An 18,373-nucleotide genomic window follows, 5' to 3' on the forward strand; every position below is an offset into this window, starting at 1 on the left:
CTGTTTGTCAAACTTGATAAAAGTTTGGCCCCCGGCAGTGCCGCCGGAGGCTATTTTTATGCAAAAAAAGATGGGGGAGAGTCCATGGTATTTGAGAGCCTGCACGCCGGAGGCGTCGCCTTGCCCGTCCCTGCCTGGATCGTTCGGGGACTTCACCTTGCAACCCTCACCGCCCACGTGGCGGTTATGACCCTTCTTCTCGGAGGCGCCCTCATCTATGCCGCCGGTTTTTTCAGCGGCAACGGCGAGGCACCGGAGGCGCCTCGCCTGCCTGTGTGGACGGCCTTTGCCGTCAACACAGGGGTCGCGCCCCTGCTCTTCTGTCAGGCCCTTTTCACCCATTTTATCTACACCAGCTCCATTCTCATGGCCGGGTGGTGGATCGGCGTGCCAGTGGTGGTCATGGCCGCCTACGCCCTCTCGTACCTGGCGGTCTCCTCCGGAACAGCCCCCAACGCCCGGGCATGGGCCGCCGTTGCCGTGGCCCTGCTTCTCCTTTTTGTCTCCTTTGTTTTTGTCTGCAATATCGACCTCATGGCAAAGCCTGATCAGTGGACACGCTATGCGGACTCCCCCCACGGTTGGATTCTTTTTGCGGGCGGGGCAGACACCCTGCTGCGATGGGGCCACGTGGTGCTGGCGGCCCTGTTCCATGCCTTGCTTCTCAGCCGGTTGCTGGGCAAGGCAGGCTCTTTGAACGGGCGCCCGGGGCTTTACCTTGGGGGCGGAGTTTTTATTTTATTGGCGGCAACGGGTCTTTTCCATTTTGTTTCTCTGCCCGAGGCCGTGAGGCAGGGGGCAGAGAGCGGCGCGCTCTCCATTTATCTTTTGGCGGCCTCGGCCCTTGTGCTGGCAGGACTCCTCCTTGCGGGCCGGTTAAAAATCTGCGCCGCCTGGGCCCTGGGGAACCTGACCCTCATGATCTGTTACCGCGAGCAGGTGCGCACCGGGTTCTTGGCGCCCGTCACCACAACAGGGCCCGCCGACTACGGCTCCCTGATGATGTTTGCCCTGGCCCTGCTTGCTGGGGGCGCTGCCTTTGCTTACATGCTGAGCCTTCTCGGCAAAGGGGGTGAGGCATGAGCTATCCGGTGCTCGATTTTTTTACTGGGGGCGGGGGCCTTCTTATCGCCATTATAGCCGTAACCCATGTCTATGTAGCCCATTTTGCCGTGGGGGGAGGGCTTTTCCTGGTGCTCACCGAAGCCCGGGCACGAAAACGCCAGAGCGCGCCCCTTTTGGCTTATGTGAAAGGGCACACGAAGTTTTTCCTCCTGCTCACCATGGTCTTCGGCGGTCTCTCCGGGGTGGCCATCTGGTTCACCATCGGCATCCTCAGCCCGGATGCCACGGGCAAGCTCATCGAGGTGTTTCTCTTTGCCTGGGCGGCCGAGTGGGTCTTCTTCTCCGTGGAGATCACGGCCCTTCTTATTTACTGGTACCGTTTCGACTCTCTGTCGCCTACAGATCATCTCCGGGTGGGGTGGATCTATTTCGGGGCAGCCTGGCTTTCCCTTTTTATCATTAACGGGGTGATCAGCTTCATGCTCACCCCCGGGGCCTGGGCCGCCACCGGCCGGTTCACAGACGCCTTCTTCAACCCCAGCTTTTGGCCCTCCACCCTGTTTCGAACCTTTCTGGCAATCTGGGCCGCAGGGCTTTTCGGCTTTGTCACCGCATCCTTTTCTAAGGTAGACGAGGTGCGGGAAGAGGTGCTGGGTTTTTACACCCTCTGGGTGGTGGGCATGGGGCTTGCCGTGCTCGGCTCAGGGCGTCTCTACCTTGCCTGGGTGCCCGAGGCGCACCTTCAAGGGCGCTATGAATTTGCCGCTGCCGTTCCCGGCCTCATTTCAGGGTTCACCAGTCTGACCCTTGCCATCATGGCCCTTGCCGCCTGCATGTGGATTCTGAAACACCGGGGCTTAAGAAAACCCCTGGCATTGGGCGTTCTGGCCCTGGGCCTTCTCCACATGGGCCTGTTTGAGATGGTGCGGGAGCACGCGCGCAAACCCTGGATCATCCCCGGGGTGCTCTACGCCAACAACCTCTCGCCCCAACATGCAGGCGAGCTGAACCAAAGCGGGCTCCGAAGCCGCTCCCCCTGGCTTGCCGGGGACCAGCTCACCGGCCGGAACCTCTTTAAGGCTCAGTGCCTTTCCTGCCATAGTGTGGGTGGCCCCATCAACGACATCCGGCCCCTCACCGAACGCTATACCCCCCAAGGCCTGAGCCAGGCCCTGGCTGGTCAGGGGGTGCTTCACACTTACATGCCCCCGTTTTTTGGGGATGCCCGGGAGCGGCAGCTCCTGGCGGGCTGGCTGACCCAGGGGCTCCACGGACCAAAAACAGTTGCGCCTGCGCTCCAAAAGCCTTCAATGGCTACCGCCCCCCAACCCGACCCCCAAACCCGGAAAGAACCCGTGCTCCTGGCCTGGCGCCGGACCCAGGGCAACGGGCGTCTGCAAAGCCCCCTTTTTGCCTCGGCAAAACCCGTGCCCCAGCGCATCCAGGCTGCCATGGTGATGCCGGGAGAGTTTCCGGAGGTGGTCATGGACGGGGCCGAACTCTCCGTGGCATCGGGTGAGGATGTCTATCCCATGACTTTTGACGACGACCTCGGCACCTGGGTGGCCGAAGCAGGGCAGGGGCGCTTCAATGATTCCTGCCAGGTGACGGCCACCGCTGACGGCCAGGAGCTGAACACTGTCCTGTTGCCCCCGGAACCCGATGCCCCCCGGGGCTGCTACCATTGCCACGGAGGTCCCCCCGACCCGGCGGGCATTGGAGAAGAGACCGCCGCGCAGATCCTGGCCGCCCACGACAAAAACAGCGGCACGTCTCTGGCGACACGGGCCGCGAAAGGTACATCCATAACCTGCCGAAGCTGCCACAGGGGCAACCGCCCCTCACCTTCGGCTGCCCTCCACGGCTGGCACAACCCCTACATGGCCGACAAAAGCGAGGCCTCCTGCCGCTTCTGCCACGACAGCGGCCCTGAGCATGCCCCCGCCTTTTTCTCCGGTCGTCACAGGGAGCCCCTTGACTGCACCCGGTGTCACGGCTCACTCACGGTTCATACGGCCCGGCTTCTCAAGGAGGTGAGTGCCGATGAAGTCGTTCCCTTAAAGGCGCCCCTGCATGCCACCCTGGAGACGGTTTCTCCACGGAAAGCCCATGCTCAGCTTCCCGACTGTCTCTCCTGTCATCAGGATTTTGAACCGCCCTCGGTAGACGCCACCGCCTCCATGACCTTATCCCCGGATGAGCGGTTCAGCGCCATGAAAGACGAGATGGAGGCCCTCTCCTGCGCTGCCTGCCACAGCAGGGCCCATGAACTGCTCCCCGCATTCCGCGAGGGCACCAACAACCAGGCCATCGCATACATGGGCGAACCGGGCGTCATCGGGCGCATCACATGCACCGTCTGCCACGCCGAAGAACCCGAAGACGAGGGCCATCATCCGGGGATGTTGAAAAACAGATAATTTTTTTGGTAGAAATAGTACCCGCGATTCGGTTATGAACTCTGTGGTCAAAGAGAAAGAAAAAAGGCCTCAGGCGCCAGGGTGTGTGCACCCTGAAACCCTATGGCGAATGCATGGAAGTTCTCCTTTTTCGAACGTTATCGAAGCATTCGCGTGATGTGTGAGATCTTGCAATGCTCTTTGCCGGAGAGGCCTGTTTCACTTTTCTTGAAAAACGAAGCACGGGTGCGAAAATGTCGGAATTGTTTCGGCGGAGCCTGTGAATGATTACTTGAGACCTGTTTATCAAACTTTTTAAAAGTTTGGCCCCCGGCAGGGCCGCCGGAGGCTTTTTTGATCTGAATAGTTACAAAAAATGTAACCCATTCGAGAAAACTGGCTCCCCAAGCCCGGATATTTCACGAATCGAGTGCACCCATATTCAAGGCATCAGAGCTGCAGACGTCGTTGTTTTATAAAAGCTCTGATAACGCGGAAGATGAGTGCACTCGGCTCGCCCGAAGGGAGAGACAATCGAGCAGAATACAGTGGATGACTTGTTGTATTTTGAATTGTTTCGATTTTTCTTGGTAACCCATTGTAATGAGAAAATATATATTTGGTATGGTCGTTTTCTCATGAAATAGTCGGGCAAGGGAGCCCACAAGGATACTTAATTAATAACAATACCAATATTGGGAGATACAGATGCAGAGAATCGTCATTGTCGGAGGAGTTGCAGGGGGTGCCACGGCTGCGGCCAGGGCACGCCGCCTGGAAGAAGACGCGGAGATTATTATTTTTGAACGGGGTGAGTACATCTCCTTTGCCAACTGCGGGCTGCCGTATTACATCGGCGGGGTGATCACCGAGCGGGACGCCCTTCTTGTAACCACCGAAGAGTCCTTCTCCAGTCGCTACAACGTGGATATCCGCAGCATGACCGAGGTCACGGACATCGACCGTGAGAAAAAAGAGGTGACGGTCCGGGACGTCAGGACCGGCAAGACCTCCGTGGAAGGTTACGATCGCCTGATCCTCTCCCCCGGAGCCGAGCCCTTCCGCCCGGCCATCAAGGGCATCGACCTGCCCGGGGTCTTTACCTTGAGAAACATCCCGGACACCGACCGCATCAAGCGCTACGTGGACGCCAAGGCTCCCAAGACCGCCCTGGTGGCAGGGGCCGGGTTCATCGGCCTGGAGATGGCAGAAAACCTTGTGGAGCGTGGGGTCGAGACCACCGTGGTGGAACTCACCGACCAGATCATGCCCCCCCTGGACGTGGAGATGGCCGCCGCCGTTGAAACCCACGTAAAGAGCAAGGGCACCACGGTCTTTACCTCCACATCGGTGCAGGGCATTGAGGCCACAGACGGTGCTTACGATGTGGTTCTCCAGAACGGAAAAGGTTCTGAAACAAGGCGATACGACCTGGTGCTCCTGGCCACGGGCGTGCGCCCGGAAACAAGCCTTGCCAAGGCCGCCGACCTGGCCATGTCCGACAAGGGCGGGGTCCGCGTGGACGCCTCCATGATGACCTCGGATCCCGCCATCCTTGCCACCGGCGACGCCGTCACCACCCTGGATTACGTCTCCGGGGCCGAGGTGGTGATCCCCCTGGCCGGTCCCGCCAACCGCCAGGGCCGCATCGCTGCCGACAACGCTTCCGGCAGGCGCTCTGTCTACAAAGGCACCCTCGGCACCTCCATCGCCAAGATTTTCGACATGAACGCCGCCTCCACCGGCATGAGCGAAAAGCGCCTGAAAGCCGACAATATTCCCTACAAAGCCAGCTGGACCCACTCCGGCTCCCACGCAGGCTATTACCCCGGCGCCGAGATGATGGCCATCAAGCTTCTCTTCGCCCCCAACGACGGCAAGGTCCTGGGCGCCCAGATCGTGGGTGGCAAAGGCGTGGACAAGCGCATCGACGTCATCGCAACGGCCATCAAGGCTGGCATGACCGTCTTCGATCTCCAAGAGCTCGAACTGGCCTACGCTCCCCCCTTCTCCTCAGCCAAAGACCCCGTGAACATCGCAGGCTACGTGGCCGGCAACATCCTCATGGGGGACGTGGAGATGATCGACTACACGGAAACCCTCGCAGCAGATCCGGAAAAAGACCTCATCCTCGATGTGCGCACCGACGAAGAGATCCAGGAAAACGGCACCCTGGACCACGTTCTCCACATTCCTGTGGACCAGATTCGAAACCGCTGCGACGAAATCGACAAGTCCAAGCGTATCCTGGTTCTCTGTGCCATCGGTCTCCGCGGTTACCTCGGCTACCGTATCCTCAAGCACCGAGGCTACGACGTCAAAGCCGTGGCAGGCGGATACGCCACCTTGCGACACATGAGATAAGGTGTCAGGAAATAGATAAAAGCAAAAAAAAGCCTCCAGCGGCAAGGTGTGCCACCTTGAAAGCTGGTTACCGCCGGGCTTTGCCCCTCGTTCCTCGGGTCAAAGCCCAGCGGTCTTCTGGCGAACCACTGTATGATTATTTGTTTCCACCACATCAAAACGGCAATGGGCACCCCGCTTCGGGGTGCATTTTTGTTTTGAAAAGGTTGATGAGCAGGCGAGAACGTTCTCCAATGGAAGGCAATCAGTCGGGATCTGACTGAAGCTCCTCTGGAGCGCCGCACTCCCGTGCGGCTTTTCCCATGAGTCTCCACAGCGTTACTGCCCCCACGTAAACCGAACACCGGTATCCCTCTGGAGCGCCGCACTCCCGTGCGGCTTTCTTCCGCCTCCCCACGAGATACTGGCTCCGGCATAATTAAAACAAACAAAACCGAACCAAAATTCGCCTCACAGCAGAGGTACCCTGGCCCCATTCGTCGTTTTCCCCCGCTCCTTCATCCTCTCCTGCTCTTCTTGGTAAATGGCCACCATGCGGTCGATCTTGGCGTATTGCCGGGCCAGAAGGTCCTCGGTAATGGTCCGGATTCCCCACCGCTTGAAGTCCAGTTGCAGGCCATTGCCACCCGGATCTTCGGCTCCCTCCAGCTCGGTAAAAAAATCACCCACCGATTTCAGCAACCGGTGAACGTCCTTGATGGAATCACACAACTCGGAAATCTCCGACCCGGAAAACATGCCGGGTGACGAGTGGCTGTTCAATGAGGTCATGATGAAGTCCCCAGTTTTTTAGTGGATAGTGGGATTAGTTAATAGGGAATAGGTAAGAGGGCATACAAAGTACACAGCCCGGTTTGCTAAGGCCCGTTACGTTGGTGAATGGTGCCCATGATGAGGAAAAAAAGCCAATAAGCCGACTCCGTGCACCAGAAGAACCAAAAAACACCAAGGCATCAATACTGCACCGTGTAACACGTAAACGGTGATCAGCTTATGACCTATAACCTGATTTTCCCTATGACCTTCTTCCCCTGCTTTTTTGGATCAAACGCCCCCGGAAACACTCAAGAGGAAAAGAAACGCAGCTCAACCATTACCCAATACAGCTTGAAGAGCAAAAAGACATCCGAAGGGCGTTTGACTCCCGTCAATCAGAACCGTGCGTGTTTATAAGGCCATTTGAAGAGGCTGTAACGTCGGCTGAATGAGCGCAATGTTGCGCGTGGTGGGGAAAATACGACTTGAAAAGGGGGTGGGTGTGGTGTAAAAAACCGTGTAGCCATGACGACCTCCGTACAAGGTTGTTGTGGTCAGGCCTGGCAGGATGCTCTAACATCCTGTCGGGTCGCTTTATGAATTCCATGATTGCCGCAATAACTAGTTATTACGTCTCACCCTAATGCCATCTTTTTGGTGTGTCAATATTTTTTTTGTCGAAAAATCCAGCCCTTATTCATTTCCGTTTCCATTGAATCGTCATTTTAATTCCCCACTTCATGCCCCGGCTCCTGTTGTGTTCACATGGACCGGAACGGACGCTTGCCACACCTTTTCAAAAAAAGAAGGCCTTCATCTTCCATTTACACCAATGACAAGGCAATGGCATGGATATCTCCAGAATGCAAAGATCAGCAACCCGTTTGACATGTGGTGCAAAAAATCAGAGAAGAGTGCCATACGTCATTACCCAGAATTACAAACTGTTGCCAAATGTTCTTTCTCAGGTGCCAATTGTTTTTTTTGAGTTGAAAAACAGAGATTTCATGCGTATGACTAAAACGGCTGAATATGGATTTCTCATTTAAGGCAAAGGTGGTCGGGCTGTCGGGGCGATGTAGATGGACCGTGACTTAGGTGAAAATAGCGTGCTTTTGCACGGCAAAGCCCAAAAATGGAAATAGACGTAGGGGGAGGAATACCCCTTTTCCATTTATTGCCGTTGAAAACCCGATACCCTGTATATATGACCATTTTATACAGGTGGGGTACGGGAATCTGTCATTTATTCCGTATGTTATTTTTGAGCTAAAAATCGATATTAGCAAACAAAAGAGGATTAAGTTGTCTGAGTCTCAAGCCATTATAGAGTTTTTGGCTATGTCTGGTCTCCTGTATATTATCATCGGAGCTATAATACTAATCAGTGTCATTGTGGCAGTGGTCCTACTGATTATTGGGCTTTCTAAAAACAAGAAACCCGTAGTAATGCTCGATTTGCACGAGATCCAGGCGCTTTATTCCAAGAATAAAGCTGAAACAGTTAAAAAACGATAACGGTAAATTTTTCAAACAGAATTTTATGTTTGAGAACTATAACACTTTAAATGTGGAAATTTTTATGCTTCAAAAGTTATTCGCTGGTATCAATTTGACGGTAGGCATCTTATCGGTTTTAATCGGCATTTTTTTCTTTGTCGTTATTATGGCAAATAGTAGTGGTACTCAGAGCATGGCTCTTGTTGTGCTCTTTTCTTGGGTGGTTTTGTGCCTGCTTACCCTTCCGCTTCTATTGCATGGTTTTCTGTATTTCAAATGTCCAGTGGCATTTGAGAAATATAATATCTTTATATCACTGTTTATTGTCCTTGAAATTGTTGCTGTATATATTAAAACACAGGGGTTCTACGATTTATTTTATTCCAATGAACCATATCAATTTAACGAAGGCGTTGTTTTTACCTTTATCCTTTCGTATTTTATCCTTCAACTATTTATATTTCCGAATAAATTAAATCTTATGATGAGTAAACTTTTTTGCAGGTGTTAGGTTTGATTTTTTACCATTATTCTAATGGTTTCGCAATGGCAGGCTGAAGCCGTTTGGTATCTTACATCATCCTGATGGCGTTGCAATTTCTGTGTCCAAGGATGATGACTGGTTTGCATCTCCTGAAAAACTTAAGGCTCGTCACCAGTTGACCTACAATCAACTGAATGGGAAAAACCAGTTAGGAAAACGGAATTTAGATCGACGGGAAAACTCCGCCGTGCCTCATACCGGGGTTAGGTTGCTATACCAACAAATAGAAAGGTCTGTGATGAATCCAAAGACGCTAATTGAAGACGTCTCCCCGAATGGAAATATCCAAGCATTTGTCGAACAGGACAATCGAGTTGCATACTTTTATTTGTGGGGAGGACCGAATAGTGAATTTGGAACCCGTACCTGTTGGGTTCGAAACTTGATAGCAGGCTATGAAGACCATGAGCAGATGATAATTGATATGCGTGAGGGCACCTCCCCATTACTCTATAAAGATTCCTGCAGTCATCCTGACGGAACTGAACCTCTGGATGGAAACCGGTTAAGAATAGTCTGGTTTGAAGAGGGGGATGCCGCGGCATTGCTCGAAGATGATGAGTTGCTGGCTGTTATTCCCGGTTGGAGTGGGCACGGTGAATTCTGTGGCTACGCCAGGGATTGTGTGAAAATGTCACCGGTTTGCTGGCCCCTTGAAGACGCTTTGAAAAATATGCAACGTCGGGTTGCAGCAGCTGAAGAATACTGGGCATCATGGGACGATGACGTTGATCCCTGGTCAAAAATGCAAACGTCCTTCATGACAACCTACGAAACACTGGGAACGCATTCTAATTATTATGGCATTGATGGCAAAGAGTGGCCTCCGAAGGCAATGCTTCGCATTCCTAATGACGATGGTATCGCCCTCGTTACTCTTGGGGTATCGCTCAGGCCGCAACCCAGAATCGAAAGCGCTTTTGACGATCCATCACCCCATAGGCGTTTTGAACTTGGTATGTGTCTCGGGCATGCCTTTGCCAATGAAGAGTCTGTCATGCAGATGGCACAGTATATAAGTGCTCAATCCAACATACCATGGTCGAATTTTACATGGTTGGGTGATGGGCATACAATCCCTTGCAATTCAGTTCCCGGTGGCGAAAAAAGTGGGTTTACATCAGTGCTGCTTTTATCGTCTCCATTGGAAGGCCCAGATATTGCCATGCCATCATACCGAGGCGATGCTGTCCGTATGCTTTGGCTTATTCCTATAACTGAGCCCGAACGTTCTTTTGCTAAGGAGCATGGAAGCGCAAGCCTTGTTGCCCGGCTGAGGGAAATAGGGTGCACTTGGGTATATAAACCCCGAAAATCTGTTGTTTGACGTATCGATTAAATATACTGCAATGTGCTGTATGATAAAATCGGGAATCAGGGACAGCTCCTTTGTTCTATACACTTCACGCCCGCCTGGGTCGGAGTGGTAGCGGGTGGGGACCTGAGCTGGAGAGAGGAGAGCGAGGACAGGCTCTTTATGCTGGACACCCCTGTCCGCTTGTGAGTTAGTTTTTCGAGTAGACATAATGCCTCAATAGTTCTGAAAATTATTTCCAAATCAATCTCACATCAGATTCTGCAAGACCGGGAAGGACGGTGTTATGCCGCGAGTACCCCGTATGGTCGTGACGGATTCAGGCCAAAAGGCCGTCTACCATGTGATCAGCCGGACTGCATTGGACGGCCTTCCGTTCGGGAAGGTCGAGAAAGATGAGATGGTCCGGATCATCCAGAGGTATTCTGCGATTTACAGCGTTGAGGTTTTGGGGTTTGCCATCATGGGAAACCATTTCCATTTGCTCATGGAGGTAAGTCCCTGTGACAGCATGTCCAATGATGAAGTGCGAAGACGTTTTCAGCTGCTTTATGGCGAAGAGACAGAATTTCCCGAGGGGCGGTTGGATGAGTATCGAGAGCGGTTTTCAACTTGTCGGCCTACGTCAAGGACATCAAGCAGCGGTTTTCGTGTTTTTACAACAAACGCAAAACGCGGAAAGGGACCCTGTGGGGGATCGCTTTAAAAGCGTCATCGTGGAGCAGGGAAACACGTTGATCCACTGCCTCGCGTATATCGATTTACATGCCGTGCGGGCGGGTATCGTGAAACGTCCGGAAGATTATCGGTGGTGTTCGATTGGGTACCATATCCAGATGGGAAACACAGACGGGTTTGAGATGAACCGCCTGCGACGATTTCGGTACAGGTCGCGGTATTTTACGGATTCAGGGATCATTGGTTCAAGGGCCTTTGTTGAGTCGCGGTATGAAAGCTTTAAAGATCTCTTCGGGTCCACGCGTGAGAGAATCCCAAAGCGTGTCAAAGGCATTGAGGGGATGTACTCCTTAAAACGCTTGGCGGAAGCACGATTTAGCAGGGTGGTTTCTCTTTTTGCCAGATCAGAACACGTCCCCACCGCGTGGCGTTGTCAAAGACATGGGGTTGGGATGGTTTATGTAGGATAAAGAGCCTGACCCCATTACCTCCATCGTAACTTTAACCGCTGCCCTATAAGCTTTCTGGGTCGGCATGCCCGCGTTATGTGCGAGACGAAGTCGCTCACATAGCTGTTCTATCAGAGGTGAAAAAATGCTTCATGATTTTTCTAAAATACTTATTTTTGTTGCTGTTTTGGGACTCTCCGGTTGCACTGAATTAAACGATGTCATGGATCTGCAGAATGAATATTCCTCCAACTTTTCAAATGTCTATGGTTCAACGATATTCCTTGATAAGGGATATACCCCCGCTGTAACCCGAGGGATTATTTCTACCGAGTTTTCCGCTTTGCTGCCTGAAGGGGTTTATGCGCCTATAGCCGGTTCTGCCGGGCGGAATTTCTATCAAGCACCCTGTGGTTTTGCATATATGAAAAACGGGCACATTGAATCAAGGGTTGGTGGGATTGTGCAAGTGGCAGAACATGACGACTCTGCGTATTATGTCTGGTACTTTCCCAAGCAAAACAAATACTATGAGATCGAACCAAATGGCCCGTGGGTTTCTGATGTTAAACCCGGTTTGGTTCATATCAAGAATAGGCCTTGGGTGGAAAGTGGCCTGAAAATATACAGATAGTATCTCTCGAAAATCCACAGCGGCAAAGCGTGCAAAGCAAAGGGTGGATAAAGAGTCTGTCCCCATCAAATCAAAATTGCCTCGTGCTATGGCATATGCTAAACCATCGCCTGGGCAACAGAGTGAATAAAGAGCCTGCCCCCAACGAGTTACCCACCAGTTACGTTGAACCAGCTCCAATCCATTAAATTAAAGGTCGTCACAACAGCATGAATGAAACACCCAAAACGCTTCTGGATGAGTATATCCCACTGATTATCCCGAGTATTGAGATTTCCATAGACGAAGAGAAGGGGCTTGGCCTTTCGTACAGCCACTTTGAATGGTGTCGGATCGAAGATGCCAAGCGGGATTCGGATTACATGCAGGCTTTTGAAGAGGGCGATTCCCTCGAACTTATCGGCTATGCCAACGGGTACGATACCGATATTGAATCCTATCTTAAGGGCAGGTCGTTTCGATTGCCCGATGTAAGCTTCGCCTTTGGCGATAAAACCCTGGTTTTATGTGAAAAGGCTCAGTCTGTTCTTACACTGAACAAAAAACTGGGTATCACAAAAGGTTCCGCCGTGTTGACGGACCCCACGGGCAAGAGTCATCCCGGCTACCATTTTGTTTCGTTTTACAATCCGCTTCCTGTGGATCGTGCGGCAAAGCGGTTTCAAAAAATCCCGGAGTCGGAAAGGCCCTTTATCTACCTTGAACTCAAAGAATACCATGAAATGGTCATGGTTCATCAGTCCGTCTGCAAAAAATGGCACGATTTAGGCATTGACTGTTTTCTGAGCGAACTCCCTGAAGAGTACCATGACCTTGAAAAACTCCAGTCGGATTCCCTCGACTACAGCAACCATGAAATGTGGTTTGACTCTCTGGATGACTGGCAGAATAATATCTATGAATACAGCACTTACTAAGGGGGGCGTTTGGATACCCATGGCCTGATAAAAAGGTTTTCATCCGGCGAGATCCCTGTGCACGAAAAAGTGGCAGATGCCGCTACGTATCTCAATAGCCTTTCCAAACGTGAGGCTGGTATAGCGATAGATGATATCAAGGTACTTGAAGCCTGTGTCCGGATGGTGACCAGTTGTGATGTTGAATTGATTGAAACGTCCCTTTTCAAAGTAATTGGAACGTATCTGAAAACGTCCCCGGCGTTTCAGAGTGCAGATTACCTCGAAGATTATTTTGATCTTGATTTTGAAAACGAGGACCCTTCTTTCGCTGTTGACTACACAGGGAATTATACCTTTGTCCCTGACTCCATGCTGCCCGCTCCTCTTGCTGCTGAGCGTACATACGCATTGATGCTGGCCAGGTACTTTTTTCAACATGTTTATGCAAAAACATCTGCCCGGCAGAATCTTGAGGGCGTAGCGCTTCCGGGGCTTGAACTCGACTCGGAAACCATTCACGAGACAAGGATGGCCGGGTCGGTTTATATGGGGGCTGATTTTACCGATTGCCATTTTCAATCGGTGGGAATGGGAAGATCAAACCTTAAAAAGTGCACATTTACTGGATGTCGCTTTGATAACGTGGGGTTAAACGAATGCGAGCTGAAAGGGGCGACGTTTGACAGGTGCATATTTCATGGCGTTTCTTTAAGGGCCGTGGCCTTTGGGAAGGCCTCATTTACCCATTGCCAATTTGTTGAAACGGAACTGTGTTTCATTGATTTCGGGGCATCTGACCTGAGCTGTTGTACCTTCGACAAATGTTGGATTTCCCATGCAGGGATGGGGCAGGTGAGCGGGCTTGCCCAAAAACAGCTTGATAGCTTTTTCGGTGACGATTCAACACGGCTCCCGGCGCATCTTGAACGCCCCACTTTCTGGCCCAGAAAAGGGGATATGACGACCTGGAGAAAGTGGGTTGAATCAGGAAACGTGAGTGAATCCACCGCATGTCTTTCATATGAATAGCAAGTAGGGACAGTGCTTTTTGTTCGCTCGAAGCCGTTTCGTGGCATAGCTGAATAAAAAGCCTGTCCCGTTAAGACTCGCCAATTTTAGTGATTTTTTGCTTTATTAGTAATATTCTGCCAGTTTGAGCATCCGATCCAGGCGATCCATGAAGCTTTCATTGACCTCGGGATAGTGAGCCAGGCCCTTGAAGTATTCTTTGCCGTCCACTGTGGCCATGGGGCATGTCACTTCAAAACCCTGGGCTTCCAGGGCGCTGCGCCAGCTGTCCTCCTCACCCATAAGGTCCTCTTCGACATGGAGCCCGGCAAAATACATCATGGGAATGATTTTGACCCGCTTGTATCGGCCTGCAAAATCTTCACGAGCCATCCGGGCAAACACGGCTTCATGGTCGGGGAGGCCTTCCACAGAGGCCGCTCCCACGTTGGGGTACCTGTCGGCCAGCAGCTTTTCAAGTCCCATATACACGATATTTACCGGATCGGCCGCCAGGGGGGTGCCGTGGACGGCCAGCAGGTTGTATCCCTCGTCCGGGCTTAAGAATTCGGGTTCAACGGCCTCCAGGATCTCTTTGACAAAGTCCCAGCGGTGGAGCAGGGTTTCACCCAGGAAAACCCGCAATCCCGGGAAATAGTTGCAGGTTTCAGCCAGATGTTGGTACTCGGTTCCCGGAAACACATGGATGGCCTGGACCACGGCCTTGCGGTAGCCGTCGGCCTCTACCTTGGCGAGGGTTTCGTGGAGGCTTGGGAGCCCGAGTTTTTTGCGTATGATTTCTGATGTGTAGGCCCAGTAAATATCTTCATCCGGGTATTTCTCAGCGAGTTTCTGCTTGAAAAGGTCAAGGGCGATTTTTGCCCGATTGGTACTTCCGAAGGCGGCAATGACAATGGCGGGTTTGGTCTTCAGCTTGGGCAGCCGCATTTTCCGTGCAATATATCCGTTCTCGTGCATTCGGGTATCCTCCTCAAATTCTGATTTTACTGTTGCCGGCCATGCCGGTTGCTCTGGACAGCCCGGAGCTGGCCCTGATCATGGCCAGGGTAGCCGGGTGGCGTGCCTCGTTTGCAATACTGCTGCTGGTCAAGGTTTCGACGATGGCGCCGTCAGCCATGACATGAATGGTATCACAGAGCTGTTCGGCAAGGGCCAGGTCATGGGTAATAAACACGCTGGCAAATCCGAATCTTTACTCAGCCTTTGAATCAACGTGATGATCTGGGCCTGGATGGTTGCATCAAGGGCCGAGGTGGATACATCACAGATGACAAGGCTGGGGTTTAATCCCGTGGCTCTGGTAATGACGATGCGCTGGAGCTGGCCGCCGGAAATCTGATGGATCTGGGATCTGGACGGGATCAGGGGACAGGCTCTCTTTACATGCTATTTGGCTACAACGAAAAGACCAATACGGTACTTCGAGGGTGAGGTGCGAAGGAATAAAGAGTCTGGCCACAGAATTCCAGAGTTCCACGGTGCCTATGGCAACTCCGCCGATGAATGACGGACTGCCCAGGCGCCCCACCACGGCGGTATCCACCGCACCTAAGGGTGGTTGGGTCACCGTTGAAAGGGTATAAGGGGCGGCAAGTTTAAGATAGGCTTTGTGTGAAACAGTTTCCATTTGCGCAACGCCTGAAAAATGGAGCGAACTGGTTTAAAGACGGCCTGAGCTCCATGGATGCGGGGAAACCGTATTTCTTCCCGGTATGGTGTGCAAACCATCTTTTACCCTAGATGTTCTGCTGTCTTTCAGGCAGGTCTTCTGACTCCCGGATCATCCTATTTGCTGCGCCTTCCCGACAGATGTCAGTGACATAAAGCAGCGTTCGTCTCCGATTACAGCGGCGGGCCCGTTCCGGAATTCAACCGGATTCCCTTTTCATCTCCCGTAGGAAACACCTGAATACATTCGGCGGTATATAAAATGCACCAACACGTTTGTCAAGCATATGCATGGGATTAGCAAAGGATAGCGCATGTAACATACCTTTCTTAGCATTGGGCGTTTGGGTTGATGTGTATAAAAAATCTCGCTCCTGATCAATGGCACCATACGAGTCAGGAACGGGCCTGAATGGGCAGGTCGCATGGGGTTTCTTTCAGGTATATAAAGACACAAAATTGACATCAGACGTGGGCTTCCAACATGGCTCTCCCGTCGTTCGCGTATGCCGCCGGTGCCATGGCGAGAGGCTGTGTCTTTGCTCCTGTCTGTTCGGTTTACTCGAACAGCCGGGGAAGACGAAAACCAGAGAGACGTGATATTCACAGGCGAAGCCTTGAAGGAAAAAGGCACATGTGCAGGTGCTCCAGCCCGGTGCCCGAAGTCTAAAAAAGAGCCTGTCCCCGCTAGTCCCCCGTCATTCAATTTTCCCATTCCCCCTATCCACCTTCGGTCGAGTCTCCATGGCTGGTAAGGCCAAAACATGAGAAAAGAGCAAACTTAAAAAGATATACCAGGAAAGGAACTATGTCATTTTTAGGTTGAAAATTAGTTGCTTAACACCGTGTCTTTAGGCTAAAGAGATTTTTCCATCATGTACTTGACTGATCTGAGGCATGGCTGAAATGGACGGTGCTGGCTTATACTACAATCTATACAGTGAAGGGGTGAGAAATTGAGTCTTGACTTGAAATCTATAGCTTCAAAACTCGTAATAGGAGGGCTTTTTGTTGTCATTACACCACTTATGGTGATTAATATTTTGTCGTATAATCAGACAAAAAAATCCATAAGCCAAATTTCTTACCAGAATGCCGAGAATACAGCTTCTGATCTTGCAGAGCTCACCAATCATATTCTTTTGTCGCTAAAAGCTAGAGCGGAACTACTATCCGTCCAGAAAAATGTCACAGATCTTGCAGACTCTGTTGAAAAAAATGGCGAAGAGAATTCAGCGACTCACATAGCGCATGTGTTTTCGTCTTTAGGGCAACAGTTTAAAAGCATTGGGAAGAATTATCAGGGTATTTTTATTGCCGATACACATGGAAAACTCATCACAGGTATTCTGGAAAACGGCAAGGAGTATAAAGGGTCGAATATTTCTGATCGGTCATACTTCAAGAAAGCCATGAGCACCGGAAAGACTGTTCTCAGCCAAATAGTCATATCCAAGAAGACAGGCCGCCCCATTGTTGTTGCCTGTGCACCTGTGAAAAACGAAGACAACGTTATCGTAGGAGCGCTTGCGACTGTCATAAAGGCAGACATTATCGCAGAGAAAATTTCGGGGCGCATGATTGGAAAGACAGGGTACTGTTTTATGGTTGATAAAAACGGTGTCATACTCGCACACCCCGAAAAGGAATATGTCTTAGACCTCGACATTTCCGATATCGATGGTATGGGTGCGTTGTTTCAAACGATGTCACGACAGGAACAGGGAGCCATTGATTATGTGTTTAATGGTGTTGAGAAAATTGGAGGGGTCGCACCAGTCGGCATCAACGGGTGGTCGGTGTGCGCAACACAAAATAAAAAAGAGTTCCTTGCTGCGTCGGTTAAACTTAGAAATACCAATTTTGTCATACTGCTGGTGTCGCTTGTTATTTCTGTCTCACTGGTTCTTTTTTCTGCAAAATCAATCGTTAAACCGATAAATTCGGTGGTGCTGGGGCTCAAGGAGATTGCGACAGGTGACGGTGATTTGACAAGGAGGTTGGATATAAACACTGGGGACGAAGCGGAAAAGCTTGCAAAATGGTTCAATATTTTTATGGATAACCTCCAGGAGATGATAGCAGGCATCAAAACCAACGTTGATAGCCTTACCAGGGCATCAGAGTCGCTTTCTATTATTTCAGATGAAATGTCCTCAATTTCCGCCGATTCTGCTGAGAAAACAAAACGCGTCACTGATTCTGTTTCAACCATGAACAGTGATATTCAAAACGCAGTCAGTGAGATGGACAAGTCATCTGCCAACTCTCACATGATCGCAACGGCTTCTGAGCAGATAACCTCAACAATCGAAGGGATTGCGAAAAACTCTGGAAGTGCGGACGAAATTACAACCAGAGCCTTGAATGAAGTTGAATTTTCATCTCAAAAAATAAAGTCTTTAAGCGGTGAGGTGCAAGATATTGACCAAGTTACAAGCCTTATAACCGATATCGCTCAACAGGTGAACCTTCTTGCCCTCAATGCGACAATCGAAGCCGCAAGGGCCGGAGAGGCGGGGAAAGGCTTTGCCGTTGTTGCCAATGAGATCAAGGAGCTTTCCAATGAGACTTCAGATGCTGCAAAGAGCATTAAGTTTAAGATTGAATCCATCCAATCGACATCCTCTTCTCTTGTCGAGAACATATCTGCCACATTCTCAACAATAAAAGCTTCAAACGATGCGGTATCCGATATAGCTGCCGCGGTTGAAGAGCAGTCTCTTACAATCTCTGAAATCTCCTCAAATATTGTTGAATCGGCGTCAAGCTTGAAAAGCATCAACTCTGAATTGACCAAGAGTTCCATGAACCTTTCAGACATTGATCAGGAACTTAAGCTCTTGGATAATGACGCTGAAAAAATCATGGGCACAGGGGACACGGTAAAGAAAAGTTCCATGGAACTTGAAATTATTTCCAAGGATCTTCAGGAAAGGGTCGGAAGGTTTATCATGTAAAATAAAGAACAGAGGGGACAGGTTCTTTTTCTATGTGCTTCCAGCATTTTCATGGTGCCCGGGGGATCAAAAGAGCCTGTTGCCACAATCGTCTCCACTATTCATACCAGCAC

General features: G+C 51.1%; 13 protein-coding genes and 1 riboswitch. Of the genes, 10 read left to right on the top strand and 3 right to left on the bottom strand.

The window, feature by feature from the left end; translation table 11 throughout:
• The first annotated feature begins 84 nt into the window (after positions 1–84).
• The 3 genes from ACOYW0_RS18835 to ACOYW0_RS18845 all read left to right on the top strand — a co-directional run bounded on the left by ACOYW0_RS18835 (position 85) and on the right by ACOYW0_RS18845 (position 5,828).
• On the top strand, positions 85–1,083 hold the full coding sequence (locus ACOYW0_RS18835) for a hypothetical protein (protein WP_482415324.1): 999 nt from the start codon (positions 85–87) through the stop codon (positions 1,081–1,083).
• Entirely contained in the window at positions 1,080–3,485 is a 2,406-nt protein-coding gene (locus ACOYW0_RS18840; protein ID WP_482415325.1) for a cytochrome ubiquinol oxidase subunit I, read from the top strand. The genes ACOYW0_RS18835 and ACOYW0_RS18840 overlap by 4 nt, the downstream gene beginning before the upstream one ends.
• A gap of 687 nt (positions 3,486–4,172) precedes the next feature.
• A complete protein-coding gene (locus ACOYW0_RS18845; protein ID WP_482415326.1) occupies positions 4,173–5,828 on the top strand; it encodes an FAD-dependent oxidoreductase in 1,656 nt (551 codons plus the stop codon).
• Between the two features lie 450 nt (positions 5,829–6,278).
• On the opposite strand, the gene ACOYW0_RS18850 is transcribed toward ACOYW0_RS18845, so the two are convergent.
• The gene (locus ACOYW0_RS18850; RefSeq protein WP_482415327.1) at positions 6,279–6,599 is read right to left on the bottom strand and encodes a hypothetical protein; all 321 of its coding nucleotides are present in this window, start codon (positions 6,597–6,599) and stop codon (positions 6,279–6,281) included.
• A gap of 1,083 nt (positions 6,600–7,682) precedes the next feature.
• Between ACOYW0_RS18850 and ACOYW0_RS18855 the strand changes: the two genes are divergently transcribed.
• The 6 genes from ACOYW0_RS18855 (at position 7,683) to ACOYW0_RS18880 (ending at position 13,632) form a co-directional block, all read left to right on the top strand.
• A complete protein-coding gene (locus ACOYW0_RS18855) occupies positions 7,683–8,102 on the top strand; it encodes a hypothetical protein (protein ID WP_482415328.1) in 420 nt (139 codons plus the stop codon).
• 64 nt (positions 8,103–8,166) lie between these two features.
• Positions 8,167–8,595 carry a hypothetical protein gene (locus ACOYW0_RS18860; RefSeq protein ID WP_482415329.1) on the top strand — a complete coding sequence of 143 codons (429 nt, stop codon included), beginning with the start codon at positions 8,167–8,169 and terminating at the stop codon, positions 8,593–8,595.
• A gap of 91 nt (positions 8,596–8,686) precedes the next feature.
• Entirely contained in the window at positions 8,687–9,955 is a 1,269-nt protein-coding gene (locus tag ACOYW0_RS18865) for a suppressor of fused domain protein (RefSeq protein WP_482415330.1), read from the top strand.
• Positions 9,956–11,215: 1,260 nt separating this feature from the next.
• Positions 11,216–11,704 (top strand): hypothetical protein, encoded by a 489-nt coding sequence (locus tag ACOYW0_RS18870; RefSeq protein WP_482415331.1) that lies wholly within the window; start codon positions 11,216–11,218, stop codon positions 11,702–11,704.
• A gap of 209 nt (positions 11,705–11,913) precedes the next feature.
• A complete protein-coding gene (locus ACOYW0_RS18875) occupies positions 11,914–12,621 on the top strand; it encodes a hypothetical protein (RefSeq protein WP_482415332.1) in 708 nt (235 codons plus the stop codon).
• Between the two features lie 9 nt (positions 12,622–12,630).
• Complete coding sequence (locus ACOYW0_RS18880) at positions 12,631–13,632, top strand: pentapeptide repeat-containing protein (RefSeq protein WP_482415333.1); 1,002 nt, start codon at positions 12,631–12,633, stop codon at positions 13,630–13,632.
• Between the two features lie 105 nt (positions 13,633–13,737).
• On the opposite strand, the gene ACOYW0_RS18885 is transcribed toward ACOYW0_RS18880, so the two are convergent.
• Both ACOYW0_RS18885 and ACOYW0_RS18890 read right to left on the bottom strand, forming a co-directional pair.
• A complete protein-coding gene (locus ACOYW0_RS18885) occupies positions 13,738–14,589 on the bottom strand; it encodes a sirohydrochlorin cobaltochelatase (RefSeq protein ID WP_482415334.1) in 852 nt (283 codons plus the stop codon).
• Between the two features lie 13 nt (positions 14,590–14,602).
• The gene (locus ACOYW0_RS18890; RefSeq protein ID WP_482415335.1) at positions 14,603–14,806 is read right to left on the bottom strand and encodes a hypothetical protein; all 204 of its coding nucleotides are present in this window, start codon (positions 14,804–14,806) and stop codon (positions 14,603–14,605) included.
• Between the two features lie 567 nt (positions 14,807–15,373).
• Positions 15,374–15,555, bottom strand: a riboswitch (cobalamin riboswitch).
• A 713-nt stretch (positions 15,556–16,268) separates the two neighbouring features.
• Between ACOYW0_RS18890 and ACOYW0_RS18895 the strand changes: the two genes are divergently transcribed.
• Positions 16,269–18,260 (top strand): methyl-accepting chemotaxis protein, encoded by a 1,992-nt coding sequence (locus ACOYW0_RS18895; RefSeq protein ID WP_482415336.1) that lies wholly within the window; start codon positions 16,269–16,271, stop codon positions 18,258–18,260.
• The last annotated feature ends 113 nt before the right edge of the window (positions 18,261–18,373 follow it).

The organism is Desulfoluna sp. HI9BLuna, assembly GCF_056829775.1.